Source organism: Streptomyces sp. NPDC046712, assembly GCF_040645695.1.
Classification (GTDB): domain Bacteria; phylum Actinomycetota; class Actinomycetes; order Streptomycetales; family Streptomycetaceae; genus Streptomyces.
On record NZ_JBEYYW010000023.1, the window covers coordinates 82,312 to 108,415 of the forward strand.

The 26,104-nt window shown below is 70.9% G+C and carries 19 protein-coding genes; 5 read left to right on the forward strand and 14 right to left on the reverse strand.

What is annotated here, in order from left to right; all coding sequences use genetic code 11:
• Positions 1–13 precede the first annotated feature (13 nt).
• Positions 14–676 (forward strand): TetR/AcrR family transcriptional regulator, encoded by a 663-nt coding sequence (locus ABZ939_RS26780; protein WP_361860170.1) that lies wholly within the window; start codon positions 14–16, stop codon positions 674–676.
• Here ABZ939_RS26780 and ABZ939_RS26785 read toward each other — a convergent pair whose 3' ends face one another.
• Positions 677–1,282, reverse strand: coding sequence for a YdbC family protein (locus tag ABZ939_RS26785; RefSeq protein ID WP_361860173.1), 606 nt, complete (start codon positions 1,280–1,282; stop codon positions 677–679).
• 166 nt (positions 1,283–1,448) lie between these two features.
• Between ABZ939_RS26785 and ABZ939_RS26790 the strand changes: the two genes are divergently transcribed.
• The gene (locus ABZ939_RS26790; RefSeq protein ID WP_361860175.1) at positions 1,449–1,979 is read left to right on the forward strand and encodes a TerD family protein; all 531 of its coding nucleotides are present in this window, start codon (positions 1,449–1,451) and stop codon (positions 1,977–1,979) included.
• Between the two features lie 79 nt (positions 1,980–2,058).
• Here ABZ939_RS26790 and ABZ939_RS26795 read toward each other — a convergent pair whose 3' ends face one another.
• The gene (locus ABZ939_RS26795) at positions 2,059–4,947 is read right to left on the reverse strand and encodes a vitamin B12-dependent ribonucleotide reductase (RefSeq protein WP_361860178.1); all 2,889 of its coding nucleotides are present in this window, start codon (positions 4,945–4,947) and stop codon (positions 2,059–2,061) included.
• A gap of 160 nt (positions 4,948–5,107) precedes the next feature.
• Positions 5,108–5,620, reverse strand: a complete 513-nt coding sequence (gene nrdR / locus ABZ939_RS26800) for a transcriptional regulator NrdR (RefSeq protein ID WP_361860181.1) — start codon at positions 5,618–5,620, stop codon at positions 5,108–5,110.
• Positions 5,621–6,099: 479 nt separating this feature from the next.
• Between nrdR and lexA the strand changes: the two genes are divergently transcribed.
• Positions 6,100–6,891, forward strand: coding sequence for a transcriptional repressor LexA (lexA, locus tag ABZ939_RS26805; protein WP_315893389.1), 792 nt, complete (start codon positions 6,100–6,102; stop codon positions 6,889–6,891).
• 107 nt (positions 6,892–6,998) lie between these two features.
• Here the strand turns inward: lexA and ABZ939_RS26810 are convergent, their stop codons facing one another.
• From ABZ939_RS26810 to ABZ939_RS26830, 5 genes are all read right to left on the reverse strand, one after another.
• A complete protein-coding gene (locus ABZ939_RS26810; protein ID WP_361860184.1) occupies positions 6,999–8,972 on the reverse strand; it encodes an ATP-dependent DNA helicase in 1,974 nt (657 codons plus the stop codon).
• A 37-nt stretch (positions 8,973–9,009) separates the two neighbouring features.
• Positions 9,010–10,815 carry an IucA/IucC family siderophore biosynthesis protein gene (locus ABZ939_RS26815; protein ID WP_361860187.1) on the reverse strand — a complete coding sequence of 602 codons (1,806 nt, stop codon included), beginning with the start codon at positions 10,813–10,815 and terminating at the stop codon, positions 9,010–9,012.
• A 61-nt stretch (positions 10,816–10,876) separates the two neighbouring features.
• The gene (locus ABZ939_RS26820; protein WP_361860190.1) at positions 10,877–11,599 is read right to left on the reverse strand and encodes a GNAT family N-acetyltransferase; all 723 of its coding nucleotides are present in this window, start codon (positions 11,597–11,599) and stop codon (positions 10,877–10,879) included.
• A gap of 74 nt (positions 11,600–11,673) precedes the next feature.
• Positions 11,674–13,557 (reverse strand): IucA/IucC family protein, encoded by a 1,884-nt coding sequence (locus ABZ939_RS26825; RefSeq protein WP_361860193.1) that lies wholly within the window; start codon positions 13,555–13,557, stop codon positions 11,674–11,676.
• 40 nt (positions 13,558–13,597) lie between these two features.
• On the reverse strand, positions 13,598–15,061 hold the full coding sequence (locus ABZ939_RS26830; protein WP_361860196.1) for a diaminobutyrate--2-oxoglutarate transaminase family protein: 1,464 nt from the start codon (positions 15,059–15,061) through the stop codon (positions 13,598–13,600).
• 321 nt (positions 15,062–15,382) lie between these two features.
• Here ABZ939_RS26830 and ABZ939_RS26835 point away from each other — a divergent pair, with 321 nt between their 5' ends.
• Together ABZ939_RS26835 and ABZ939_RS26840 are read left to right on the forward strand one after the other, a co-directional pair.
• Positions 15,383–16,558, forward strand: coding sequence for a hypothetical protein (locus tag ABZ939_RS26835; RefSeq protein ID WP_361860199.1), 1,176 nt, complete (start codon positions 15,383–15,385; stop codon positions 16,556–16,558).
• Between the two features lie 199 nt (positions 16,559–16,757).
• Positions 16,758–17,924, forward strand: coding sequence for a hypothetical protein (locus ABZ939_RS26840; RefSeq protein WP_361860202.1), 1,167 nt, complete (start codon positions 16,758–16,760; stop codon positions 17,922–17,924).
• Positions 17,925–18,001: 77 nt separating this feature from the next.
• On the opposite strand, the gene hflX is transcribed toward ABZ939_RS26840, so the two are convergent.
• The 6 genes from hflX to miaA form a co-directional block, all read right to left on the reverse strand.
• A complete protein-coding gene (hflX, locus tag ABZ939_RS26845) occupies positions 18,002–19,495 on the reverse strand; it encodes a GTPase HflX (protein ID WP_361860205.1) in 1,494 nt (497 codons plus the stop codon).
• 118 nt (positions 19,496–19,613) lie between these two features.
• Positions 19,614–21,107, reverse strand: coding sequence for a M1 family metallopeptidase (locus ABZ939_RS26850; protein ID WP_361860208.1), 1,494 nt, complete (start codon positions 21,105–21,107; stop codon positions 19,614–19,616).
• Between the two features lie 139 nt (positions 21,108–21,246).
• On the reverse strand, positions 21,247–23,382 hold the full coding sequence (locus tag ABZ939_RS26855; protein WP_361860210.1) for an HD domain-containing protein: 2,136 nt from the start codon (positions 23,380–23,382) through the stop codon (positions 21,247–21,249).
• Positions 23,383–23,546: 164 nt separating this feature from the next.
• Positions 23,547–24,419, reverse strand: a complete 873-nt coding sequence (gene dapF, locus ABZ939_RS26860; RefSeq protein WP_361860213.1) for a diaminopimelate epimerase — start codon at positions 24,417–24,419, stop codon at positions 23,547–23,549.
• An 86-nt stretch (positions 24,420–24,505) separates the two neighbouring features.
• Positions 24,506–24,970 carry a hypothetical protein gene (locus ABZ939_RS26865; protein WP_361860304.1) on the reverse strand — a complete coding sequence of 155 codons (465 nt, stop codon included), beginning with the start codon at positions 24,968–24,970 and terminating at the stop codon, positions 24,506–24,508.
• Positions 24,971–25,077: 107 nt separating this feature from the next.
• Entirely contained in the window at positions 25,078–26,016 is a 939-nt protein-coding gene (gene miaA, locus ABZ939_RS26870; RefSeq protein ID WP_361860216.1) for a tRNA (adenosine(37)-N6)-dimethylallyltransferase MiaA, read from the reverse strand.
• Positions 26,017–26,104 lie beyond the last annotated feature (88 nt).

A 26,104-nucleotide genomic window follows, 5' to 3' on the forward strand; every position in this document is an offset into this window, starting at 1 on the left:
ACGGGAGTAGCAATTGAATGCATCGATCGAAGGTGAGCAGGCGCCCGCGCCCGGCAGTCGGCGCCCCGGCGGCCGCACCGCACGCACCCGGGCCGCCGTACGCGACGCGGTCCTGACGGGCCTGGCCGAGCACGGCTATCCGGCCCTGACCGTCGAATACGTGGCGGAACACTCCGGCGTGCACAAGACGACGCTCTACCGGCGCTGGGGCAGCCTGGAGGGACTCGTCGCGGACGCCCTCGACCTCGCGGGCGACGACAGCTGGACGCCACCCGACACCGGAAGCCTGGACGGCGACCTGCGGGCGCTCGCGCGTGAAGTGGTCGATGCCTTCGCGGACCCGGCCGCCGCGGCGGCCCCCACCGCCTTCGTCGGCGCGGCGTTCCAGTCCGAGCGGGCCGCCGAAGCGCTGCGGGCCTTCTACACCGAGCGCTTCACCCGCTGCGAGGCGGTCGTCGAGCGGGCATCGGCCCGCGGAGAGGTGCCCGCGGGCACGGACGCCGGAGCGGTCGTCCGTGCCGTCTCCGCGCCGCTGTTCCTGCGTCTGTTCGTCACCCGCGAGCCGCTCGACACGGCGACGGCGGACCAGGCGGCGGGGGCGACACTGGCCGCGGTCACCGCGGGGGCGTTCGTGCGGCGACCGGAAACCGGCCAGGACCCGGCCGCCGAGGAGTGATCAGACCGTCCAGGACGGCTCGAGCTGCACCACGTCACCCGTCAGCGCCGCCACGTCGGCCTCCGTCTGGGCCCGCAGCCCGAGCCGCTCGACGCGCTCGACCCGATATTTGCCGTGCTCGGCGGCGGACCGCCACATCGACAGCACCACGAACTCGTTCCCGGGCGCCTCGCCGAACACGCCGCGCAACATCCCGGGCGAACCGGCCATCGCCGGATTCCACACCTTCTCCTGCATCAGCGCGAAGTGCTCGACCCGGTCCTCGTGGACACGGCAGTGCGCGACCCGGGCCACGTCGGCATCCGCGAACTTCGGCTCGAACCCCGTCTTCACGTCGAAGCGGTGATCGAACAGCTTCACCTGGATGTCCTTGTACGTGCCCGTCTGCGCGGCCGCGAGCCGGTCGTGCGAGCGCGCCATGAACGAGTCGTAGAACGCACGGCTCTCCCAGAAGGCGAAGACATGGGCGACGTCCGGCCGCGCCCGGCTCCATCCACCGCCCTGTCCCCGGAATCCCGGCTCCCCGAGCAACCCCGCCCATTTCCGCTGTCCCCGCTCGAACCCGCGACGGTCCACGACGGTGCAGCGAATCCACTTGACCAGCACCGCGCCATCGTACGGCGCAGGACAGGGCCCCCGTGAGACTACGGAGGAGAGCACCACAATGATCGCCAGAACACCGAACGCACGTGACACCATGAACAACCTGTCCGAGACCAAGGGCAGTTGACCGGTCCAGCGGTGCGAGTCGCGCACAGAGAGGGGATTCACGGTGAGCGGACTCAACAAGGGGGTCGGCAAGGTCGAGGTGACGCTCAAGTGGGACCCCAGTCCGATCGGCGCCGCGGCGCACGACCTGGACATCATCGCCGGGGTGTACACGACGGACGATCCCTATGGATCCCCCGCCTATCTGGTGCACTTCGACAGCCGCTCCCCCGACGGCACGATCACCCTCAGCCGGGACAGCCGTACGGGACAGGGCTTCGGATACGACGAGGCCATGATCCTTGAACTGAACCGGCTCGCGCCTCGGTACGCGCGCGTGGTGGTGGGCGTGGCCATACAACAGGGCGGCGGCCGACTGACCTTCGGCGACGTCGCGAACACCGGCGTACGGGTCCGAGAGGGCTACACGGACCTCGCAGCGCACGACTTCGGGGACGTCGCCGAGGCCACGGCCGCGACGGTCGTGGAGTTCACCCGGGACGGCGCGGAGGGATGGTCCTACCGGTCGATGCGTCGTGGGTTCGACGCGGACCCGCAGACCTTCGCGACGCTGATGGGTGCCCGGCACGCCTGAGCGTCCCGCGCCTCCCGGCGGCTACGGCGAAGGGGACCGGCCACGGGCCGGTCCCCTTCGTCAGTCACTGCTCAGCGGTTCAGCTGCAGCCGCTGGTCGAGCCGCAGCCCTCGCAGATGTAGCAGGAGCCCGCCCGCTGCATCTTCGTACCGCAGGAGAAGCACAGCGGGGCGTCCGCGCTGATGCCCAGCTGCATCTCGACGAGCTCCGCCGAGGTGTGCGCCTGCTTGGGCGCCGGGATCTCCGCCTTGGCGGGCGGAGCGACGGCCTTCAGGGTCTCGGTCTGGCGCGGGGCGGACTGGGCCAGGCCCTCGACGTCCACCTCGTCGTCGGTGGGCTCGTAGGAGCCCGTCTCCAGGTGACGCTGACGCTCCTCGGCCGAGTGGATGCCGAGCGCGGAGCGCGTCTCGAAGGGCAGGAAGTCCAGCGCCAGGCGGCGGAAGATGTAGTCGACGATCGACTGCGCCATCCGCACGTCCGGGTCGTCCGTCATGCCGGCCGGCTCGAAGCGCATGTTGGTGAACTTCGAGACGTACGTCTCCAGCGGGACGCCGTACTGCAGACCGACGGAGACGGCGATGGAGAAGGCGTCCATCATGCCCGCGAGCGTCGAACCCTGCTTGGACATCTTCAGGAAGACCTCGCCGAGACCGTCGTCCGGGTAGGAGTTGGCGGTCATGTAACCCTCGGCGCCACCGACCGTGAAGGAGGTGGTGATCCCCGGGCGGCCCTTGGGGAGGCGCTTGCGCACCGGGCGGTACTCGACGACCTTCTCGACGGCCTCGCGGATCGTCGCCTCGGTCTTCGCGGTGACCTCGACCTTCTCCTCCTCCTTCTTCTTGGCGGAGAGGGGCTGGCCGACCTTGCAGTTGTCGCGGTAGATGGCGAGCGCCTTGACGCCCATCTTCCAGGCCTCGAAGTAGACCTCCTCGACGTCCTCGACCGTGGCCGTCTCCGGCAGGTTCACGGTCTTGGAGAGAGCGCCGGAGATCCACGGCTGGATGGCGGCCATCATGCGGACGTGGCCCATCGCGGAGATGGAGCGCTCGCCCATGGCGCAGTCGAAGACCTCGTAGTGCTCGGTCTTCAGGCCCGGGGCGTCGATCACGTTGCCGTGCTCGGCGATGTGGGCGACGATCGCCTCGATCTGCTCCTCCTGGTAACCCAGGCGGCGCAGGGCCTGCGGGACGGTGCCGTTGACGATCTGCATCGAGCCGCCGCCGACCAGCTTCTTGAACTTGACCAGGGCGAGGTCGGGCTCGAGGCCGGTGGTGTCGCAGGACATCGCGAGACCGATGGTGCCGGTCGGGGCGATGACCGAGGCCTGGGCGTTGCGGAAGCCGTTCTTGGCGCCGAGGCGGATCACGTCCTGCCAGGCCTCCGTGGCGGCGGCCCAGATCGGCGAGTCGAGGTCGTCCATGCGGACGGCCGCGGTGTTGGCGTCGGCGTGCTGCTTCATGACGCGCTGGTGCGGCTCGGCGTTGCGGGCGTAGCCGTCGTACGGGCCGACGACCGCAGCGAGCTCGGCGGAGCGCTTGTACGAGGTGCCGGTCATCAGCGAGGTGATGGCACCCGCCAGGGCACGGCCGCCGTCGGAGTCGTACGCGTGGCCGGTGGCCATGAGCAGGGCGCCCAGGTTGGCGTAACCGATGCCCAGCTGGCGGAAGGCGCGGGTGTTCTCGCCGATCTTCTGGGTGGGGAAGTCGGCGAAGCAGATCGAGATGTCCATCGCCGTGATGACCAGCTCGACGACCTTGGCGAAGCGCTCGGAATCGAACGACTGGTTGCCCTTGCCGTCGTCCTTGAGGAACTTCATCAGGTTCAGCGAGGCGAGGTTGCAGGACGTGTTGTCCAGGTGCATGTACTCGCTGCACGGGTTCGAGCCGTTGATGCGGCCGGACTCGGGGCAGGTGTGCCAGTGGTTGATCGTGTCGTCGTACTGGATGCCCGGGTCGGCGCAGGCCCAGGCGGCCTCGGCCATCTTGCGGAACAGCGCCTTGGCGTCGACCTCCTCGATGACCTCGCCCGTCATACGGGAGGTCAGGCCGAACTTGCCACCCTGCTCGACCGCCTTCATGAACGTGTCGTTCACACGGACCGAGTTGTTGGCGTTCTGGTACTGGACGGACGTGATGTCGTCGCCGCCCAGGTCCATGTCGAAGCCCGCGTCACGCAGGGCGCGGATCTTCTCCTCCTCCTTGACCTTGGTCTCGATGAAGTCCTCGATGTCGGGGTGGTCGACGTCGAGGATGACCATCTTGGCCGCGCGACGGGTGGCGCCGCCCGACTTGATCGTTCCTGCGGAGGCGTCGGCACCACGCATGAAGGAGACCGGGCCGGAGGCGTTGCCGCCGGAGGAGAGCAGCTCCTTGGAGGAGCGGATACGGGAGAGGTTCAGGCCGGCGCCGGAGCCGCCCTTGAAGATCATGCCCTCTTCCTTGTACCAGTCGAGGATCGACTCCATGGAGTCGTCGACGGACAGGATGAAGCAGGCGGAGACCTGCTGGGGCTGCGGCGTACCGACGTTGAACCACACCGGGGAGTTGAAGCTGAAGATCTGGTGCAGGAGGGCGTAGGCCAGCTCGTGCTCGAAGATCTCGGCGTCGGCGGGCGAGGCGAAGTAGCCGTGCTCCTCGCCGGCCTTCGTGTAGGTCTTCACGATCCGGTCGATGAGCTGCTTGAGACCGGTCTCGCGCTGCGGGGTGCCGACGGCCCCGCGGAAGTACTTGCTGGTGACGATGTTGACCGCGTTCACCGACCAGAAGTCGGGGAACTCGACGCCACGCTGCTCGAAGTTGACCGAGCCGTCGCGCCAGTTGGTCATGACGACGTCACGGCGTTCCCAGACCACCTCGTCGTACGGATGCACGCCGGGGGTGGTGTGGATGCGCTCGATACGCAGGCCCTTGCTCGCCTTGGCTCCCTTGGCGCGGGAACCTCGTGCCGGACCGCTCGCCGTCTCTGTCATGCCGCCTCCCATATACGGGCAAAACACCCTGTAGTGCCCAGATAGTCCCAGGGCACCGTCTTCTTTGTCTGCTGTCGCGAGCACCGTTCGGGGCGCCCTCGACACGTCTTTTCGGCCGCTCGCGGCCGGCCTCGGCCGGACCCCCGGTCCGGCCCGCCGGTCAGTCGGCGGCGGTGGCGGGAACGGGGACCTCGGGGGTCACTCCGGTCCCGCAGTCCTCCGCGGGAGGCCGCCGCTCGCGAAGTTCCGCGATGGCGGCCTCGAAGTCGTCGAGGCTGTCGAAAGCCTTGTAAACGGATGCGAAGCGCAGGTACGCGACGAGGTCGAGCTCCTGCAACGGGCCGAGGATGGCCAGGCCCACGTCGTGGGTGGTCAGCTCGGCGCTCCCGGTGGCGCGCACCGCCTCCTCGACCCGCTGGCCGAGCTTGGCGAGGGCGTCCTCGGTCACGGGCCGTCCCTGGCATGCCTTGCGCACGCCGGAGATGACCTTGGTACGACTGAAGGGTTCGGTCACGCCGGACCGCTTGATCACCATCAGCGATGCTGTCTCCACCGTCGTGAAACGACGGGAGCAGTCGGGGCACTGGCGGCGGCGTCGGATCGACGTCCCGTCGTCGGTGGTGCGACTGTCGACGACACGGCTGTCGGGGTGCCTGCAGAAGGGGCAATGCATGGTTCCGACCCTCCCTCACGGCACGACTGAATAGCCTCGCCGAGCCCGTCAAGGCCCCTCGAAGCGACCACCAGCATAGGCGATGCGGGTACTCCCGGCGGACCGGGGACCACAACTTGTAGGTGGCTGTTGCAATCCAACCACTAGATCTGGGGTTGGGTGGCGTTTCGGGCACTTCGCGCGTGTCGCGCGGGCGGCACGCCCGCGACCGGCCACGAGGGTACGGGAAGCGCGCGGCTCCGCCGATTCCGGCCCCCCGGGTGTCACTATGGGAAGGCACCCCCGACCCCGTGCGGCCCGGCGACGAACGCTACCGTAATGACCGAATTGCCACCGCACGCGGGGCGTGCGTATACACCCACCTGCGCATACCCGTAAGGCAATCTGCGATTTTTCACTCGAACGTGTGTTTGGCGCAACCTTTCGAAAGCCACTACCGTTGTGCCAGCCAGGGAGACCATTCGAGAGGGGCCGCCGACGTGACCACCACCGCAGACAGTGCCACCATCACTGCCCAGGACCGCTCCCAGGGCCGACTCGAGCCGGTGCATGCCATGAATGACGCAGCCATGAACGGAGACGGGGAGCCAGGCCGACCTGCGCGCTCGTTGCCCGGGCGACCTCCAGGCATCAGGGCGGACAGCTCCGGCCTCACGGACCGCCAGCGGAGGGTGATCGAGGTCATCCGGGACTCGGTCCAACGGCGCGGCTACCCGCCGTCGATGCGCGAGATCGGTCAGGCGGTGGGCCTCTCCAGCACCTCCTCCGTGGCACACCAGCTGATGGCCCTGGAGCGTAAGGGTTTCCTGCGCCGCGACCCGCACCGGCCCCGGGCGTACGAAGTACGCGGCTCCGACCAGCCCAGCACGCAGCCCACGGACACCACCGGCAAGCCCGCCGCCTCGTACGTGCCCCTCGTCGGCCGGATCGCCGCCGGTGGCCCGATCCTCGCCGAGGAGTCCGTCGAGGACGTCTTCCCGCTCCCCCGGCAGCTGGTCGGCGACGGTGAGCTGTTCGTCCTGAAGGTCGTCGGAGACTCGATGATCGAGGCCGCGATCTGCGACGGCGACTGGGTCACCGTGCGCCGTCAGCCGGTCGCGGAGAACGGCGACATCGTGGCGGCCATGCTCGATGGCGAGGCCACGGTCAAGCGCTTCAAGCGCGAGGACGGCCATGTCTGGCTGCTGCCGCACAACGCGGCGTACCAGCCGATCCCCGGCGACGAGGCCACCATCCTCGGCAAGGTCGTCGCGGTACTGCGGCGGGTGTGACACCACCACGCCGGCTCTGACCGGGCCCCGGGACCCACTGCGCCGGTCCCGGGGCCCTGCTGTGCCCCCAGGGGCCCTGCCGAAGCGGCAGGGCCCCTCCGGCTCTCTCAGACCCCTGCCGTCTTCGAAGCGGCGTCGATCGCCGCCAGCGACTTGCGCACCTGATTACGGTCCGTGGTGTACCAGAAGTCGGGCAGCGAAGCCTTCAGATAACTGCCGTACCGGGCCGTGGCGAGCCGCGGATCCAGTACGGCGACGACGCCACGGTCCCCGGTGGCCCGCACGAGCCGTCCGGCGCCCTGGGCCATCAGCAGCGCCGCGTGCGTGGCCGCGACGGCCATGAAGCCGTTGCCGCCCGCGTCCTCCACTGCCTTCTGGCGGGCGCTCATCAGCGGGTCGTCCGGACGCGGGAAGGGGATCTTGTCCATCACGACCAGCTGACAGCTGGCGCCCGGGACATCCACTCCCTGCCAGAGCGAGAGCGTGCCGAAGAGACAGGTCTGTGGCTCGGCGGAGAAGTTCTTGATCAACTCGCCGAGCGTGTCCTCGCCCTGGAGCAGGATCGGGAACTCGGGAATGCGGGAGCGCAGTTCCTCGGCCGCGAGCTGGGCCGCCCGCATCGAGGAGAAGAGACCGAGCGTGCGGCCGCCGGCCGCCTGCATCAGCTCGGTCAGTTCGTCCAGCATGTCGGCCCGGTCGCCGTCACGCGCCGGGCGGGCCAGATGCTTGGCGACGTAGAGGATGCCCTGCTTGGGGTAGTCGAACGGCGAACCGACGTCGATGCCCTTCCACACCGGAATGTCCTCGCCCTGCGTGCCCTCCGGGGCCAGGCCGAGGGAGGCTCCGACCCCGTTGAAGTCACCGCCGAGCTTGAGCGTGGCCGAGGTGAGCACCACGGACCGGTCCGCGAAGAGCTTCTCGCGCAGCAGCCCGGAGACGGAGAGCGGCGCCACCCGCAGCGAGGCTCCGAAGCGGTCGTGGCGCTCGTACCAGACCACGTCGTACTCGGAACCCTGCGTGATCCGCTCGGCGACGCCATGGACGGTCTCCACGGAGGCCATCGCCTGCTTACGGACGGCGTCCTCGTCCTGGACGGACTTGTCGCGGGTGGAGCCGAGCGCCGTGATGACGGCGCGGGAGGCGTCGCGCAGCGACATCAGCGCATAGGCCAGGTCTTCGGGAATCTCCTCCAGACGGCCCGGCAGGGCCAGCTCCATCAGCCGCTCGAAGCCCTCGGCCGCGGTCTGGAGCTGATCGGCGACCTTCTCGTCGACCAGCTTCGCGGCGCGGCGGACCGCGCGGTTCACCTGGCCGGGGGTGAGCTCGCCGGTGGCGACGCCGGTGACGCGGGAGACCAGCTCATGAGCCTCGTCGACGATCAGCACCTCGTGCTGGGGCAGCACGGGGGCGCCCTCGATCGCGTCGATGGCCAGCAGGGCGTGATTGGTGACGACGACGTCGGCGAGCTTGGCGCGCTCGCGGGCCGCTTCGGCGAAGCACTCCGCGCCGTACGCACACTTGCTCGCCCCCAGGCACTCCCGGGAGGAGACCGAGACCTGCGCCCAGGCACGGTCGGAGACGCCCGGGGTCAGGTCGTCCCGGTCGCCAGTCTCCGTCTCGTCGGACCAGTCGCGGAGCCGGAGCAGGTCCTGGCCCAGCTTGCTCGTGGGCGCGGCGGCCTCGAAGGGGTCGAAGAGCCCCTCCTCCTCGTCCTGGGGCACGCCCTCGTGGAGGCGGTGCAGGCAGAGATAGTTCGACCGCCCCTTGAGCATGGCGAACTCCGGACGCCGGCGCAGCTGCGGGTGCAGAGCCTCGACCGTACGCGGAAGATCACGCTCGACCAGCTGACGCTGGAGCGCCAGGGTGGCCGTGGCCACCACCACGCGCTCACCGTGCGCCAGCGCCGGCACCAGATAGCCGAGGGACTTTCCGGTGCCGGTGCCGGCCTGGACGAGGAGGTGGGAGCTGTCGTCGATGGCCTCGGCCACCGCTTCGGCCATGGTGACCTGGCCGGGGCGCTCCACACCGCCGACGGCGGAGACGGCTGCGTGGAGGAGGTCGGGGAGGGATGGCTTCGTCATAGCCCGTCCACCCTACGGCGCGGCGCTGACAGTCGGGTCACGCGAGCGGATTCGGGACCGTCCCGTGGACGGCGGCATGCGGCCGCTCGGGGCGGTCGCGGTAGCCGTCCAGGTGCAGACGGTTGCGATTGAGGCAGAGCCGCTCGATCCGGGGCGTGAGGAGATCGAACAGCTCGAACCGTTCCTTCAGCTCGGGGAAGCGTGCCTGGTGGCGCAGGATCTCGGCCCGCACCAGCGCCCAGAAGTCTCCTTCCGGTACGGCGAGTTGTTCCTCGCACAGCGGCGCCAGATAGCGGAAGACCCCGACGAAGAGCCCTGAATGGATGAACTGGGTGAGAAAGCCGGGCTCCTCGGTGAGCAGGACGGACCGGACGTCGTCCGGCATCGCGTCATGCTCGGGCAGCGGCCTGGCGCTGATGTTCACGTCGTCGACGAAGTCCTTGATCGCCAGGCGTACGGGGACGTCCTGGTCGTCGTAGACGACGATGGCGTTCTCGCCATGCGGAGAGAACACGGTGCCGTACTGGTAAAGGAAGTGCAGCAGCGGCGGGAGCAGGGCCGCGAAGAGGCGCTGGAGCCAGACGGCGGGGGTGAGCCCCGAGCGCTCGACCAGTTCGGCGACGAACGCCCGGCCGTTCGGATCGGTGTGGAGGAGGGACGCGAGGGTGCGGGCGCGCTCGCCGGGCGGGAGCCTGAGCGGCTCGCGCCAGATCGCCCCGAGGAGTTCCTTGTACTGGTAGGGGACCTCGGGCAGCCGGTCGTAGAGGGGGTGCTCGACCGTGACGGATGCGACCTCGCCGAGGAGGATCACCCCGCACTCGTCGCGCAGGAACGAATCGGCGTCGCGCAGCCCATGGACCCAGGAGGTGACGGCCGGGGCTGCGAGGGTGCGTTCGGTGGGGAGGCCCCGCCAGACCAGGGTGTTGAGGACCGACAGCGGAAGCTTGACGGTGTGCCGGTCGGGGCGGCTGGTGTTGAGGAACGTACGGATGGACTGCTGCGGCAACCGCAGATCCCCGTCGGCCGGCAGCGGCACGATGGCTCCGGCGGCGACGGCGGGGGCGTAGAGCGGGAGGACGATCTCGTCCCACTGCCAGGGATGGACCGGCAGGAGGAGATACGCCTCGGGGTCGAGGCCACGGGCCCGCAGCGCGCTGTGGAAGGTCTCGCGGATGTCGGCGTCGAGCTCGCCCGCGTAGAGCCGGTCCGGGGTGTCGAGGCCGGGGACTCCGCGGTAGGCGGCGAGGTCGGTGCTCACGGCGATCCAGGGGAGGCGGGTGGCGCGGCGCGCCTCGGGGGCCCACCGGGCCGCGTCGGTCGCGGAGAAACCGATCCGGCCTTTGTTGAGGACGAGCCACGGGTGGCCGGTCTGGTGACCTTCGAGTTCGGCGTATCCGAGGTCGGCCAACCGGTCTGCCGTCAGTGCCGTCCGGTCGAGGTGAGCGTCGGCGGCGAGCGTGGTGGTGAGTTCGCGGATGAGATGGCCGAGGGTGGCGCCGTCGAGGCCGAGGAGCCGGCGGGCCCGGACGAGGAAGTCGAGGGGGTCGGTCATCGGCTCCCCGTCGAGGGCGAGGGAGTCGGGTGCGACCCGCCAGCTGCCGTACGCGCCTCGGCGGGCCGTGAAGGTCAGTGACGAACCGTCGTCGAGACGCAGGAGGTAGCGGTCCGGGTCGCCTGGGTCGTCGGCCGCGGAATCGGCGGGGACGGGTTCGACGATCTCCTCGTACGCGAACTCGCCGATTGTCTTGGCAAGCAGGCGGGCGGCGGCCCTGGTCCAGGCCGCGGGAGTCAGCTCAGGGGGTGTGAGCAGTGCGGAGTCATGGGTGGCAGGGGACGACGGCACGGGGACTCCTCGGGGTGGGAACCGCTGTGGGTCGAGCGGTGTATGTAAGACAGGGAGGCGTTCACAGGACGTGACGCAGGGCGCGGTCACGGACCATGAGGGCGGCTCGCTTGTCCGGAAGGTCGACTTCCGCGGAGAAGCGGAATCCGGCGCTCAAGAAGGCCGAGACGGAAGGGGTGTTGCGAAGGTCGGGTTCGGCGACGACGCGGGTGCAGCGAGGCCGGTGCTCGAGTACGAGATCGGCGACGGCTCTCAGGAGCGTGGTGCCGACTCCGCGGCCGCGGTCGGCGACGCTGCCGAGGAGCAGGTGGATGCCGGTGTCATGCGGCCGGGCCGGATAGTGCCGGGCGAGCGGGTCGAGGTCGGCGCGGTAGATCTCGAAGTAGCTCATCGGGGTGGAGTCGAGGACTCCGAGGCAGGGCACGCTGCGGCCGTCGCCGTCGAGTTGGGCGCGGATGTGGGATTCGGTCACCGTCTCCGGTCCGGCGAGTTCCCAGAAGGCGGCCACGGCCGGGTCGTTCATCCAGCGGGTGACGAGCGTCAGGTCACGTTCGATCCGCACGGGTAGGAGGCGGAACGAACCGGCCGGGGTGGTGGCCGGGCCCCAGGTGGCGACCGCGTCGAGGAGGTCGCCGTCCGAGGTCGCGGCGCCGTCGCCGGTTGCGAACAGGGCGACGAGTTCGTCCGAGAAGTGCAGGTCCAGGGTGTCCTCGCCGCCCGTGTCGGACGGCGATCGAGGTCCCGCACCTGAGTCGGTGTCGGTGCTCGCATCGGTGGGAGACATGGTGGCGCTCCTCTCGGCGGACGGTCGGATCGTGGTCTTTCGGCCGGGCGGTCGGGGTGTGGTCGGGTGCGTCCTCAGGGACGAAGGGGGTTGGTGATGGTGACGTAGACGGACTGGGTGTCGACGGGTCCGACGAGTTCGTCGAGACCGTGCAGGCGGGTGAGGAGGTTGGCCTTGCAGCGCAGGGTCGCGGCCTCCAGGAGTCGGTGCGGCAGCGGGGAGCCGAGACCGGTGGCGGAGGTGAGGAACTGGCGGAAGCCGGCGAGCAGGACGCGTTCGTCGGCGAGGTGCTGGGCGCCGAAGGCTCCGATGAGGCCGAGGACGTTGTTGATGCCGAGGTAGTAGGCGAAGCGCTCGTCGGTGACCTGGTCGGAGACGAAGGTGTCGCTGGCGCCGCCGATGCCGGGGAGGCGGCTCTCCAGCTCGTCGCGGCGGGACTCGCGGAAGTAGTAGCCCTGGTTGTCGCGGTAGCGGCCGCCGATGGGCCAGCCGTCGGGGTCGAGGAGCACCAGGGTGTTCTGCTGGTGGGCCTCGAGGGCGACGCCCGCGACGCCGTCGAGCCAGAGCACGGGGCGGACGACCTGGTCGAGGTAGCGCAGGAACCACTCGGCGGCGACGGCCGTGGCGGGGCGGCCGGTGCGGGCGGCGAGGCGGGTGACGATCTCGGCGAGGCGGGACCGCATCCGCGTGCTGCCGGGCCAGGGGCGCGGCGCGGTGAGGGCCGCGATGCAGACGGCGTCGTCCCCGGCGGCGAAGGGGTTGTGGCGGACCATGACGTCGAGTCCGGGCACGGGTTCGCCGGCCGGGGTGTCGACGGCGAGCCAGGCGGGGTCGCGGACGATGTCGAAACCGGGGTGGGCGGCCTGCCACTGGTCGACGAGCCCGGTTCGGAGCAGCCGGTGGACCTCGACGCCGCGGTGGAGCTCCTTGCGGAGGTTCTCGCGGCGGGAGTTGGTGATGCGTACGCCGAGGGAGAGCTTGAGCATCGCGCGGGCGCCGGGCCGGTGCACGGTGCGGACGGAAGAGGTGGGGTGCCATGCGGCGCCATGGGGGCCGAGGTCATGGAGAAGGCCGGCGTCGAGGAGGGCGGCGACGGCGGGACGGTGCGGCAGCTCACGCGCCTGCCAGGGGTGCAGGGGCAACGGCACGGTGCCGGCGGGCAGTTCGAGTCCCTCGGCGAGGCCGGCGGCGAGCTGGGTGGCGGTGACCGGACGGCCCTGTTCGGTCCAGGCGGAGTCGGAGGCGAGGATCGTGGGGTCGACGGCCATCCAGTGCAGCGGGAAGGAGCCGTAGAGCTCGGGTGAGTAGAGCTGGGCCTCGGCCTCGGAGAGTCCCTCGCGGCTCTTGGGGGTGGGGTGGAGCGGGTGGCCGAGCAGCAGGGACTGCTCGGCGGTGAGGAAGAGGTCGGCTTCGGGACCGGGGGTGGGTCGGCGGCGGCGGTCGGTGATGAACTCGGCAGTGCGGCGGGTCGAGTCGGCGACGCGGCCGACGAGTTCGGTGCCTTCGGGGCGGCCGGTCTCGCGGCTGAGGAGGGCGGCGACGGTCACGGCGTCGACCGTGGGGGCGGTGGGGTGCAGCCCTTCGAGGGCGGGAGCGCCGAAGCGGTGCCATCCCGTCGGTGACCAGTAGTGGACAGGGACGAGGAGGGCGGTGCCGCTGGCGTCCAGGGGGATGCGCAGGGTCGCGGTCGCGGGGGAGGGAAGGTTCTTCTCGCGTACCCAGCAGCGCAGCAGGTTCTCGATGGTCGCGGCGTCGGCGGCGCGCTGCGCGTCCGGGTCGTCGAGGTGGTCCTCCCCGGTCGCTGCGGCTCCCGAGGCAGCGGGCGCCGGCGGTGTGGGGGTGGGCTGCGGGTCGTACGGGCCGGAGTGCTGGCGGGGGACGGTGGCCTGCTCGACGGTGAGCGGTCCGCTGGCGGCGCTGCCGGTGTCGGACGCTTCGGAGGCGGGGCTGGCGTTCACTGGGGGCTTCCTTGTGAGGGTGTCCGGGTTCGGTCCGGGATCAGTGGGACGGTCCGGTCGGTCCGGTGTCGTTCCGCAGACGCGTGTCGCGTGCGGGCGGACCCGGGCGGTGGGCGCGTTCGGCGGCTGCCAGGGCGTCGGCGAAGCGGTCGAGGACGGCCTCGGCCTGCTCGTCGGTGAGGGTGAGCGGGGGAAGGAGACGTACGACGCCCGAGTGGCGGCCGCCGAGTTCGACGATGAGACCGCGGTCGAGGCACTCACGCTGGACGGCCGCCGCGAGGACGGGGTCGGCCGGCGGGACGGGGGCACCGGTGGCGCCCGGGTCCTCGGAGTCCGGGTCCACCAGCTCCACGCCGATCATCAGCCCCCGGCCTCGGACGTCGCCGATGCAGGGGTGGGCGGCGGCCAGGCCCTCGAGCCGTCCGAGCATCCGGGCGCCGAGGGTGGCCGCGCGGTCGGCGAGCCGGTTCTCCCGTACGTACGCGAGGGTGGCGGCTCCGGCCGCCATGGCGAGCTGGTTGCCGCGGAAGGTGCCCGCGTGGGCGCCGGGTTCCCAGGCGTCGAGATCCGACTTGTAGACGATGACGGCGAGCGGGAGGGAGCCGCCGATGGCTTTGGAGAGGACCATGACGTCGGGGACGATGCCGCTGTGCTCCACGGCCCAGAAGGCGCCGGTGCGCCCGACGCCCGTCTGGACCTCGTCGGCGATGAGCGGGATGGAGCGGGCCGCGGTGATCTCCCGCATCCGGCGCAGCCAGGCGTCGGGGGCGGGGATGACGCCGCCCTCGCCCTGTACCGGTTCGAGGATCATGGCGGCGGGGGTGGCGACCCCGCTCTTGGGGTCGTCGAGGAGGTTCTCCGTCCAGCGCGCGGCCAGTTCGGCTCCGCGCTCGCCGCCGACACCGAAGGGGCAGCGGTAGTTCTGCGGGTAGGGCAGGCGGGTGACCCGCACGTCCGTCGCACCCCCCGAGGCGTCGAGGGCCCCGGCCGTCATGCCGTGGTAGGCGCCGGTGAAGCTGAGCAGGCCGCGTCGGCCGGTGGCCGTGCGCACGAGTTTGAGGGCCGCCTCGACCGCGTCCGTGCCCGCCGGTCCGCAGAACTGGATGCGCGCGTCACGGGCGAGTCCGGCGGGCAGGGTGGCGAACAGCTCCGTGGTGAAGGCGTCCTTGACCGGGGTGGCAAGGTCGAGGACGTGCAGCGGGGCTCCTGAGTCGAGGACCTTCTTGATCGCCTCGAGGACAACCGGGTGATTGTGCCCGAGTGCCAGTGTCCCGGCCCCGGACAGGCAGTCCAGGTAACGCCGGCCGTCCGCGCCCTCGATGGTCAGTCCCCTGGCCCGTACGGGAACGATCGGCAGAGAGCGCGCATAGGTGCGTGCCGCCGATTCGCGCAGCGACTGGCGGCGCAGAATCCCCTCGAGGGCGCCTCCCTCGCCCGCCCTCCGCTCCCCCGGGTGCGCGTGCGCGGCCGACGGTACGGCCGGAGCTGGTTCGGTCACGGCCACGACTCGGTGTCCTCCCGCTGTAACAGTTGCGTTGCACATCGGTACGTTGCTCCGCCGCGCGAAACGGCGGCGCTGATCGATTCCTCTGTGTCCCCCGTACGTACCAACGACGAGGGCTGCCAAGGATCACGGGGAAATCCCAAGAACCTTGGAGCGGCGGGGATCACAGCCCGGCAACGGCCGTGCGGGGCCGGAACCGCGGACCTGCCGCGCACCGTCCCCTTCGGCACCGGCATAGTGGGGGCCGCACATCGGGGCCGGTCACGGCGCCACCACAGTTCACTCATGCACAAGTTGACGTAGTCCCAGGGGGATCACGAGATGCGATCGATTCGTCCGCTGCTGGCCGCGGCAGCCGCCGTCGCGGCCTTGACGCTGACGGCGACGGCCTGCGGCCCGACCGAGGAGAACGCGGGAGACAAGCCCAGCGCGCCCGCGAGCCCGTCCACCGGCGACAAGATCACGATTCCGGACGATCTCAAGGACCGGCTCAAGGAGCACGGGATCGACCTGGACAAGTGGAGGAACGGCGAGTGGAAGAACTGGGACCGCGACAAGTGGCTGCGTGAGGCGAAGGATTACGTCAACCCGATCATCGAGGACCTCTGGGACCCGGACCGGATGCGGGACGCCCAGCGGCCCGACAAGCCGGTCGAGGAGGAGGACATCTCGGGCGACAAGGGTGTCACCGACCCGACTCCCGCGCCGGTCAAGGCGAAGGGCGTGCAGGCGCCGTACCACTCCAACGCCCCTGAGGCGGGCAAGGTGTTCTTCGACGGGCCCGAGGGTTCGATGGTCTGCTCGGCCACGGTCGTGAAGGACCCGGCCAACCCGGGCAAGTCCAACATGGTGTGGACCGCGGGTCACTGTGTGCACGCCGGCAAGAAGGGCGGCTGGTACCGCAACATCGCCTTCGTCCCCTCGTACAACGACCGCGCGCTGCCGACCGCGCAGTTGGAGAACGCGACGCGTGAGCAGGTCGCTCCGTACGGCGTGTGGTGGGGCGACTGGGCGCAGACGTCCGAGCAGTGGATCTCCCAGGGTGCGGCGACCGGTGGTCAGGGCGCTCCGTACGACTTCGCGGTGATCCATGTGACGCCGGAGAAGGGCAGCACGGGCAAGTCTCTGGAGGAGACGGTCGGTTCGGCGCTTCCGGTGGAGTTCAACGCTCCCACGGTGTCGAAGATCGCGAACATGACGGCGACCGGCTACCCGGCGGGCCCGCCGTTCGACGGCCAGAAGATGTTCCAGTGCCAGGACAAGCCGGGCCGTCTGTCGGTGAAGGCGGATCAGCCGACGATGTACCGCATCGGCTGCACCATGACCGGTGGTTCGTCCGGCGGCGGCTGGGTGGCCGCGGGTCAGGACGGCAAGCCGGCGCTGGTGTCGAACACCTCGATCGGCCCGGTGACGGCCGGCTGGCTGGCCGGTCCGCGCCTGGGCACCGAGGCGAAGGGCATCTACGACGAGGTCAGCAAGAAGTTCGCCGGCCGCTAAGCGTTTCGGCCTCGGCCTGGACTTCGACTTCGACTTTCGACTTCGGCTTGGTTCGACCGGGCGGGACCCCACGGGGTCCCGCCCTTTGCCCACGGGCATACTGTGCACCGCAAGTGACGCGTCCATGGCAACCCGACCGTGGCATTCGGTCCGTGGCGAGGCCCGGACGCGGGAATCATCATCTGGGGGATCTCCACCTATGCGCTCCACACGACTCATACCGGCCTTCGCCGCGCTGGCCTCGGCGCTCGCGCTGACCGCCACGGCCTGCGGCCCCACCGAGACACCGGCGGCCGACAAGCCCGCGGCGGGGGCCAGTGCCTCCGCCTCCGCCACCGGAGGTGGCGACGCCGCACTTCCCAAGGACCTCGCCGACAAGCTGAAGAAGCACGGCGTCGACCCGGACAAGTGGAAGAACGGCGAGTGGAAGAACTGGAACACGGACACCTGGCTCCGTGAGGCCGAGGACTTCGTCAACCCGGTGATCGAGGGGCTCTGGGACTCCCAGCGGATGCAGTCCGCGAAGAGCCCGGACCAGACGATGGCCACGACGGCCGGCTCCGGGGGCAGCGACCCCACGCCGCGGCCCGTCCAGGCCCAGCGGGAGAAGACTCCGTACCACCGCAACGCGGCGCCGGTCGGCAAGATCTTCTTCGACTCGCCCCAGGGTCACATGGTCTGCTCCGGCACGATCGTGAAGGACCCGCGCCGGCCCGGGAAGTCCAACATGGTGTGGACCGCGGGCCACTGCGTCCACGCCGGTCAGCGGGGTGGCTGGTACCGCAACATCACCTTCGTCCCGGCCTACAACGACCTCGGCAAGTCGCCGTCCGCGCTGCGCAACGCCAAGCCGCACGAGGAAGCGCCGTACGGTCAGTACTGGGCCGACTGGGCCGTGACCTCGGGCGAGTGGATCCAGCGCGGCGGTTCGCAGGCGGCCTGGCCGTACGACTACGCCGTGCTGCACGTGCAGCCGGCCCGTGGGAAGAAGTCCCTGGAGGAGACCGTCGGCGCCGCGCTGCCGGTCGACTTCTCGGCTCCGACGGCCGCGCAGGCAGGCACGATCGGTGCCTGGGGTTACCCGGCGGCGCCGCCGTACAACGGTCTGATCATGCACAAGTGCCTGGACCGGGCGACCCGTCTCACTACGGCGCCGGCCACGCCGACCATGTACCGGATCGGCTGCACCATGACCGGTGGCTCGTCCGGCGGCGGCTGGTTCCGCGCGCTGCCGAACGGAACGACCGTCCTGGTGTCGAACACCTCGATCGGCCCGGCCGGCGGGAACGGCTGGCTGGCGGGACCGCTGCTCGGCCGGGGCGCGAAGGACGCGCACGACATGGTGAGCAAGAAGTTCGCCCGCTGACCCGGCGCTCCTGATACGACATGCGGAAGGCCCCGCCCCCCTGAGGGGGCGGGGCCTTCCGCATGAGAGCGAACCGGTCAGTGAGCGGCCGGTACGAACGGCGTCAGGAACGCCGCCAGCTCCTCGTGCACACGCGCCTTGAGCAGCGTGCCCTCCGGGGTGTGCTCCTCGGAGAGCAGCTCGCCCTCGGCGTGCACCCGGGACACCAGACCGCCCTCGGTGTACGGCACGAGCGCCTCGATCTCGACCTGCGGCCGCGGCAGTTCGGCGTCGATGAGCGCGAGCAGCTCCTCGATGCCCTCGCCCGTACGGGCGGAGACCGCGATCGCATGACGCTCGGCCCGCATCAGCCGCTGCAGCACCAGCGGGTCGGCCGCGTCCGCCTTGTTGACGACCACGACCTCCGGCACGTTCACCGCGCCGACGTCCCGGAACACCTCGCGCACGGCGGCCAGCTGCTCCTCCGGAGCCGGGTGCGAGCCGTCCACCACGTGCAGGATCAGATCGGAGTCTCCGACCTCCTCCATGGTGGAGCGGAACGCCTCGACCAGGTGGTGCGGCAGATGCCGTACGAACCCGACGGTGTCGGCCAGGGTGTACACCCGGCCGCTGGGCGTCTCGGCCCGGCGCACGGTCGGGTCGAGGGTGGCGAACAGCGCGTTCTCCACCAGCACACCCGCGCCGGTCAGCCGGTTGAGCAGCGAGGACTTGCCGGCGTTGGTGTAGCCGGCGATGGCGACCGACGGCACCTTGTGACGGCGCCGCTCCTGCCGCTTGATGTCCCGGCCGGTCTTCATCTCCGCGATCTCCCGGCGCATCTTCGCCATCTTCTCGCGGATCCGACGCCGGTCGGTCTCGATCTTGGTCTCACCGGGACCACGGGTGGCCATGCCGCCACCGCCGCCGCCACCCATCTGACGGGAGAGCGACTGACCCCAGCCTCGCAGTCGCGGCAGCATGTACTGCATCTGCGCGAGCGCGACCTGCGCCTTGCCCTCTCGGGACTTGGCGTGCTGGGCGAAGATGTCGAGGATGAGGGCGGTCCGGTCGACCACCTTCACCTTGACGACGTCTTCGAGGGCGATGAGCTGGCCGGGGCTGAGCTCGCCGTCGCAGACGACCGTGTCAGCGCCGGTTTCGAGCACGATGTCACGCAGCTCACGGGCCTTGCCGGAACCGATGAAGGTGGCCGGGTCCGGCTTGTCACGGCGCTGGATCACGCCGTCGAGCACCAGGGCACCCGCCGTCTCGGCGAGGGCCGCGAGCTCCGCCAGGGAGTTCTCCGCGTCCTGGACTGTCCCCGAGGTCCATACGCCGACCAGCACGACGCGCTCCAGGCGCAGCTGTCGGTACTCGACCTCGGTGACGTCCTCGAGCTCGGTGGAGAGGCCCGCAACGCGCCGCAGGGCCGCGCGCTCGGAGCGGTCGAACTGATCGCCGTCCCGCTCTCCGTCGATCTCGTGGCTCCAGGCGACGTCCTCTTCCATCAGGGCATCGGCCCGAAGGCTCTCGGTGCGGCTCGTCTCGGCGAAGCTCTGCTCGTCCTGGGAAGGGGATGAAGAGGAGGTCATTTGATCCTTACGTCGATGGAAAGTCGTTGCGTCGATCACAACGTGTGACGGCACGGAAAGATTCCCGGGCCGGCCGCGTCGTCGACCTGACGATGGTGACACGGCCCGCCCTGGCCCGTCACCCCGGTTTCGCGGCGCTGCGGGCCTCGCCGGCCGGGCGGGAGCGCCAGTCCGGGTGTCCGGGCATCGGCGGGGTCTTCTCCGCGTACAGCCAGCCCGCGAAGAACGACGTGAGGTCACGCCCCGCGACCTCGGAGGCGAGCGCCGTGAAGTCGGCGGTGGTCGCGGTGGAGTCGGCGTGCTCGCTCACCCAGCGGCGCTCCAGGCGCTGGAAGGCGTCCTTGCCGATCTCCTGGCGCAGTGCGTAGAGGACCAGGGCGCTGCCGTCGTACACGACGGGCCGGAAGAGGCTGATCTTCTTGCCGGGCGAGGGCGGCTCGGGGGCCGCCGGCGGGCCACCCGCCGCCCGCCAGCCGTCCGAGGCCCCGTAGGCGGCCTTCATGCGCCGCTCCAGCGACTGCTTCGCGGTCTCGTCGGCGTACAGCGCCTCGTACCAGCTCGCGTGTCCCTCGTTGAGCCACAGGTCGGACCAGGTGCGGGGCGAGACGCTGTTGCCGAACCAGTGGTGGGCCAGCTCGTGGACCATGATCGAGTCGACGTACCACTCCGGGAACGCGGGATCGGTGAACAGTCTTCTCTCGAAGAGAGAGAGGGTCTGGGTCTCCAGCTCGAATCCGGTGTCGGCGTCGGCCACCAGGAGTCCGTACGTCTCGAAGGGATAGCGGCCGACCTGGCGCTCCATCCACTCAAGGTGGCCGGGGGTGCGCTTCAGCCAGGGCTCCATGAGGTCACGGTCGGCGGTGCGTACCACGTCCCGCACAGGAAGCCCGTGCGGTCCGGTCCGATGGACGACGGTGGTGCGGCCGATGGAGACCTGGGCGAGCTCCGTGGCCATGGGGTGGGTGGTGCGGTAGGTCCAGGTGGTGGTGGCCCCGTCGGTGGTCCGGTCCGCCGGGAGGCCGTTGGCGACGGCGGTCAGGGAGCTGGGGGCGGTGATCCGGAAGGTGAAGTACGCCTTGTCGGCGGGGTGGTCGTTGGAGGGGAAGACCCGGTGGGCGGCGTCGGCCTGGTTGGCCATGGCGAGCCCGTCGCCGGTGCGGACCCAGCCGCCGGTGTCGGCGGGGCCACTGGGATCGCTGGTGTGGGTGACGGCGATGGTCAGGGGGTCGCCGTTCTCGGCAGGCCGGGCCGGTGTGATCACCAGGTCCTCACCGCTGGTCACGAACTCGGCCGGTTCGCCGTCGACGGTGACCGAGGCGACCTTGCCGTGCGTGAAGTCCAGGTTGATCCGCTCCAGGTCGGCGGTGGCGAGCGCGTCGATGCGGGTCACCGCCGCGAGCGGCTCGGTGTTCTCGCCCTGATAGGTGAGATCGATGTCGTACGAGAGGACGTCGTAGCCGGGGTTGCCGAGGTGGGGGAAGAGCGGGTCTCCGATGCCGAGCGGCGCCGGCGCGGGCAGGGAGGCGGCGACGAGCCCGGCCGAGGCGGCGACCAGGACGGCGGAACGCAGCCAACGCGCGCGTGGGGAGGGATTACGGGGTGTGAGCGGCATGGGCTACGGCTACCAGTGCCCGCGCCCCTGCCCCGGGCGGCGCGCGCGCCCGCCACCCGAAGGGGTCACCCCGGTGCTGACGTCACCGCGCGCCTGCGGCATCACCGCCCGCTTACGGATGTCCGCACGCGCGCTGTCGTCACTCCTCGTGCGAGGCGGGGTGCCGGGCGCGGCTCACGTCGTACACCCCGGGTACGTCCCGCATGGCGCGCATCAGGGCGGGCAGTCCGGCCGCGTCGGGAAGTTGCAGGGTGTACGTGTGCCGGACCCGCTGCTCGCTGGGCGGTTCGACCGTCGCCGAGACGACGGCGACGCCCGCGGTGGCGATGGCCTCGGTGAGGTCCGCGAGGAGGCGGGGGCGGCCGAAGGACTCGGCGACGAGCGTGACGCGGCACTCGGCGGTGTCGCCCCAGTGGACGGTGACCGGTGCGCGCCCGAGCCGTCTCATCGTGTCGACGGCGGCGCAGCCGGTGCGGTGGACGGTGACGGATCCGCCGCGTACCTGGAAACCGGTGATCTCGTCGGGGGGTACGGGGGTGCAGCAGCCGGCCGGCCGTACGGCGGCGCCGGCGGCCATGGCGTCCGGCAGGTCGGCGTGGAGTTTGGCGCCCGACCGCCGGTCGGCGGTGAAGGAGACCGGTGGCCGCGGGTCCGCCTCCGGTGCCTTCGTGGCTTCCGGGTGCGCCTGGAGCCAGGCGGTGATCGCGATGCGCGCGGCGGGGGTACGGGCGTGTTTCAGCCACTCGGGGGACGGCCCGGAGGCGGCGTCCTGGGCGAGCAGCAGCTGCACGGTGTCACCGTCGTTCAGCACCGTGCTGAGGGTCGCCAGGCGTCCGTTGACGCGGGCGCCGAGGCAGCCGTGCGCGGCGTCCCCGTGCTGCGCGTATGCGGCGTCGACGCAGCTCGCTCCGGCCGGCAGGCCGAGCGTGCCGCCGTCGGCGCGGAACACGGTGATCTCCTGGTCCTCCGCGAGGTCCGCGCGCAGCGAGGTCCAGAAGGTGTCGGGGTCGGGGGTGGCCTGCTGCCAGTCGAGGAGCCTGGAGAGCCAGCCGGGGCGGGTGGGGTCGGCGCGCTCCCCGTCCTCGGCCGGCTCGGCGCCGTCGCTGCCCGTCGGAGGGGTGTACGGGTTGCCGAGCGCGACGACGCCGGCCTCGGCGACCTTGTGCATCTGGTGCGTACGGATGAGCACTTCGGCGACGGCTCCGTCGGGGGCGGCGACGGCGGTGTGCAGCGACTGGTACAGGTTGAACTTGGGTGCCGCGATGAAGTCCTTGAACTCGGAGATCACCGGGGTGAAACAGGTGTGAAGTTCGCCGAGGACGGCGTAACAGTCGGCGTCCTCGCCCACGAGGACGAGGAGCCGCCCGAAGTCGCTGCCCCGCAGGTCGCCGCGCTTGAGGCGGACGCGGTGGACGGAGACGAAGTGCCGTGGCCGGACCAGGACTTCGGCGGTGATGTCCGCCTCACGCAGAACGGCGGACACGCCGTCGGCGATGGCGGCGAGCGCATCGCCCGCGCCGGTGTTCTCGGCGATGAGGGCGCGGGTGTCCTCGTACTCCTCGGGGTGGAGGATCGCGAAGACGAGGTCCTCCAGCTCGGTCTTGAGCGCCTGGACGCCGAGCCGTTCGGCGAGGGGGATGAGGACGTCGCGGGTGACCTTGGCGATCCGGACCTGTTTCTCGGGTCGCATCACGCCGAGGGTGCGCATGTTGTGGAGCCGGTCGGCGAGTTTGATCGACATGACACGGACGTCGTTGCCGGTGGCGACGAGCATCTTCCGGAAGGTCTCGGGCTCGGCGGCGGCGCCGTAGTCGACCTTCTCCAGCTTGGTCACGCCGTCGACGAGATAGGCGACCTCGTCGCCGAACTGCTCACGGACCTGATCGAGCGTCACCTCCGTGTCCTCGACGGTGTCGTGGAGGAGTGCGGCGGTCAAGGTCGTGGTCTCCGCGCCGAGTTCGGCGAGGATCAGGGTGACAGCGAGCGGATGGGTGATGTACGGCTCGCCGCTCTTGCGGGACTGTCCGCGGTGCGAGAACTCGGCGAGGACGTACGCCCGGCGCAGCACGGCGAGGTCGGCGTCGGGGTGGTGGGCGCGGTGCGCCTCGGCGACATGCCCGATGGCGTCGGGCAGCCGGTCCCTGGTGGCGGGACCGAGGAGAGCGGCGCGGCCCAGCCTGCGGAGGTCGATCCTCGGACGGGCGCGCCTGCGGCTGGGAGCGTCGGGGCCGGTGGCCTCCGCTGCGCTCACGGGATTGGTGGCCTCTGCACTCATGGGGCACCTCCGGCGGCATCGACCGGCGGTGGGCGGGCAAGGCGTGCCTGCCGGGCCGGTGCTTGATGCTACCGACCCCACCACGCGGCGCAGTCCCGCTCTCGCCCAGCGTGAACCGGATCACCCATTCGAGCGACGGATCAGTCGTTGACTGTTTCGAATCCTCAGCCTGCGAGCCAGGTCGGGTCGATCGTGCCCTCGGCGACGATCACGGCCGGGCCGGTCATCTCGATCTCGCCGTCGGGGTGCTCGGTGATGATCAGCGTGCCACCGAGGACGTCCACGGTGTACGTGACGGGCGTCCCGCTCACGGCGGGGTCGGCGCCGTCCCGGCGGGCGGTGGCCACGGCGACGGCGCACGCGCCCGTTCCGCAGGAACGGGTCTCGGCGGCACCGCGCTCATGGACGCGCATGGCGACGTGGCGGGGGCCGCGGTCGGCGACGAACTCGATGTTCACACCGTCCGGGTAGACCTCGGCGGGGGCGTACGGCGGCTCGGTGAACAGGTTGCCGGCGTGGTCGAGGCTGTCGACGAAGGCGACGGCGTGCGGGTTGCCCATGTTCACGTTGCGGGCGGGCCAGCTGCGACCCTCGACGGTGACGGTGACGCCGTCCTCGGGGAGCCGGGCGCGGCCCATGGAGACGGTGACGGAGCCGTCCTTGTCGAGGTGGACCCGCTTGACCCCGCCGCGGGTGGCGACGGCGACCTCGCCGGCCGTGACATGCCCGGCGTGCTCCAGGTAGCGGGCGAAGACCCGGACTCCGTTGCCGCACATCTCGGCGACCGAACCGTCCGCGTTGCGGTAGTCCATGAACCACTCGGCCTCGTCGGCCATGGCCCGGGCCTCGGGGTGGGCGGCGCTGCGGACCACGTGCAGCAGCCCGTCGCCGCCGATGCCGGCCCGCCGGTCGCACAGCCGCGCGACGGCCGCGGCGGACAGCTCGACGGCGTTGTCGGCGTCGGGGACGATCACGAAGTCGTTCTCGGTCCCGTGGCCCTTGAGGAAAGCGAGCGGCGAGGTCTGCGTGGTGGTCACGGGATCAACTGTACGGGTCGGGTCCGACAGCGTCCTCGACGGTCCACGGAGCGGGCGGCGCGTCGGGCGCCCCGGGGGCGCCGAGGTCAGCGGAGGCGGGCCACGCGCCAGACGGCCAGGACGACGAGGAGTGCGCTGAAGAACACGTACAGGGCGATCACTCGCCAGTTCGGCCGCTCACCGGAGCCGCGGGCCGGGAGGCCGGGCCAGGTGTGGCCCACCTTGCGGGCGGCCATCATGCCCCAGCCGGCCGCGCAGGAGCTGATCAGCAGGCCGAGCATGGCGACGACGGCGCCGCCCTCGCCGGAACCGAAGGCGAGGGGGAAGGCGAACATCAGCGAGCCGAGGGCGGCGAGACCCACGATGGGCGCGAGCTGCCAGATCCGGAGTCGGGGCTGCGGCCGCAGCTCGACCTCGACCTCGTCGGTGTCGACCTCGACGGACGTGCCCTCGGCGTCGTCCGGCCCGTCCGGGCTCAAACCGGGCGCGTCACCGGGGGCTTCGCCCCGGATCGCGTCGTGCTGTTCTCTGTCGCGAGGGCCGGCCTCCATCGCCACGCGCCCTCCCACTCGGACTCCACTGCGTCGATCGATGCTCGATGATGGCACGCCAAACACCGTTGGAATGACGGGCATGGCGTCCCGATGCCATCACGTGATCAGGCTGTAACCGCTCGTTCGACCAACGCCAGCGCCTCTCCGGGGAGTTCCCCGCGGTGTTCCGCGGCACCGCTCAGCCAGTGGACGCGCGGGTCGCGCCGGAACCACGAGTCCTGGCGGCGCGCGAAGCGCTTGGTGGCGCGTACGGTCTCGGCGCGCGCCTCGTCCTCGGTGCACTCCCCCGCGAGCGCCGCGAGCACCTGCTGGTAGCCGAGCGCGCGGGCGGCCGTGCGCCCCTCGCGCAGTCCCTGCGCCTCCAGCGTGCGCACCTCCGCCACGAGTCCGGCGTCCCACATCCGGTCCACGCGCGCGGTGATCCGCTCGTCGAGCTCGGGGCGCTCCACGTCCACGCCGATCTGCACGGTGTCGTAGACGGAGTCCGGGCCGGGCAGGTTGGCCGTGAAGGGCTTGCCGGTGATCTCGATGACCTCGAGGGCCCGGACGATGCGGCGGCCGTTGCTGGGCAGGATCGCGCGTGCCGCCTCGGGGTCGGCCGCGGCGAGGCGGGCGTGCAGGGCGCCTGAGCCCCGCTCCTCCAGCTCCGCCTCCAGGCGGGCCCGCACGGCCGGGTCGGTGCCCGGGAACTCCAGGGCGTCGATGGCGCCGCGCACGTACAGGCCGGAACCGCCGACCAGGACGGGGGTACGGCCCTCGGCGAGCAGCCGGTCGATCTCGGCGCGCGCGAGGCGCTGGTACTCGGCGACGCTGGCGGCCTCCGTCACGTCCCAGATGTCCAGGAGGTGGTGCGGGACGCCCTCACGTTCCTCGAGCGTCAGCTTGGCGGTACCGATGTCCATCCCTCGGTAGAGCTGCATCGAGTCGGCGTTGACGACCTCGCCGCCGAGCTGCTGGGCCAGGAATACACCCAGATCGGACTTTCCGGCCGCTGTGGGACCGACGACGGCGATGACCCGCGGGGCGGGAGCTGCACTTCTCACCGCCCCAGTCTCGCAAACCTTCCGGCGGGTCCCCGAATGAGCGACGTGACGGCCCGCAACCGGGTTCGTTGCCAGTTGCGAGGTTCCG

Bases quoted from the DNA above. Each gene is read 5' to 3' on its own strand.
- ABZ939_RS26835 (WP_361860199.1), top strand. From the start codon at position 15,383: ATGCGATCGATTCGTCCGCTGCTGGCCGCGGCAGCCGCCGTCGCGGCC.
- ABZ939_RS26795 (WP_361860178.1), bottom strand. From the start codon at position 4,947: ATGACAGAGACGGCGAGCGGTCCGGCACGAGGTTCCCGCGCCAAGGGA.
- ABZ939_RS26855 (WP_361860210.1), bottom strand. From the start codon at position 23,382: ATGAGTGCAGAGGCCACCAATCCCGTGAGCGCAGCGGAGGCCACCGGC.
- nrdR (WP_361860181.1), bottom strand. From the start codon at position 5,620: ATGCATTGCCCCTTCTGCAGGCACCCCGACAGCCGTGTCGTCGACAGT.
- ABZ939_RS26810 (WP_361860184.1), bottom strand. From the start codon at position 8,972: ATGACGAAGCCATCCCTCCCCGACCTCCTCCACGCAGCCGTCTCCGCC.
- ABZ939_RS26840 (WP_361860202.1), top strand. From the start codon at position 16,758: ATGCGCTCCACACGACTCATACCGGCCTTCGCCGCGCTGGCCTCGGCG.
- ABZ939_RS26865 (WP_361860304.1), bottom strand. From the start codon at position 24,970: ATGGAGGCCGGCCCTCGCGACAGAGAACAGCACGACGCGATCCGGGGC.
- ABZ939_RS26850 (WP_361860208.1), bottom strand. From the start codon at position 21,107: ATGCCGCTCACACCCCGTAATCCCTCCCCACGCGCGCGTTGGCTGCGT.
- hflX (WP_361860205.1), bottom strand. From the start codon at position 19,495: ATGACCTCCTCTTCATCCCCTTCCCAGGACGAGCAGAGCTTCGCCGAG.
- ABZ939_RS26820 (WP_361860190.1), bottom strand. From the start codon at position 11,599: ATGTCTCCCACCGATGCGAGCACCGACACCGACTCAGGTGCGGGACCT.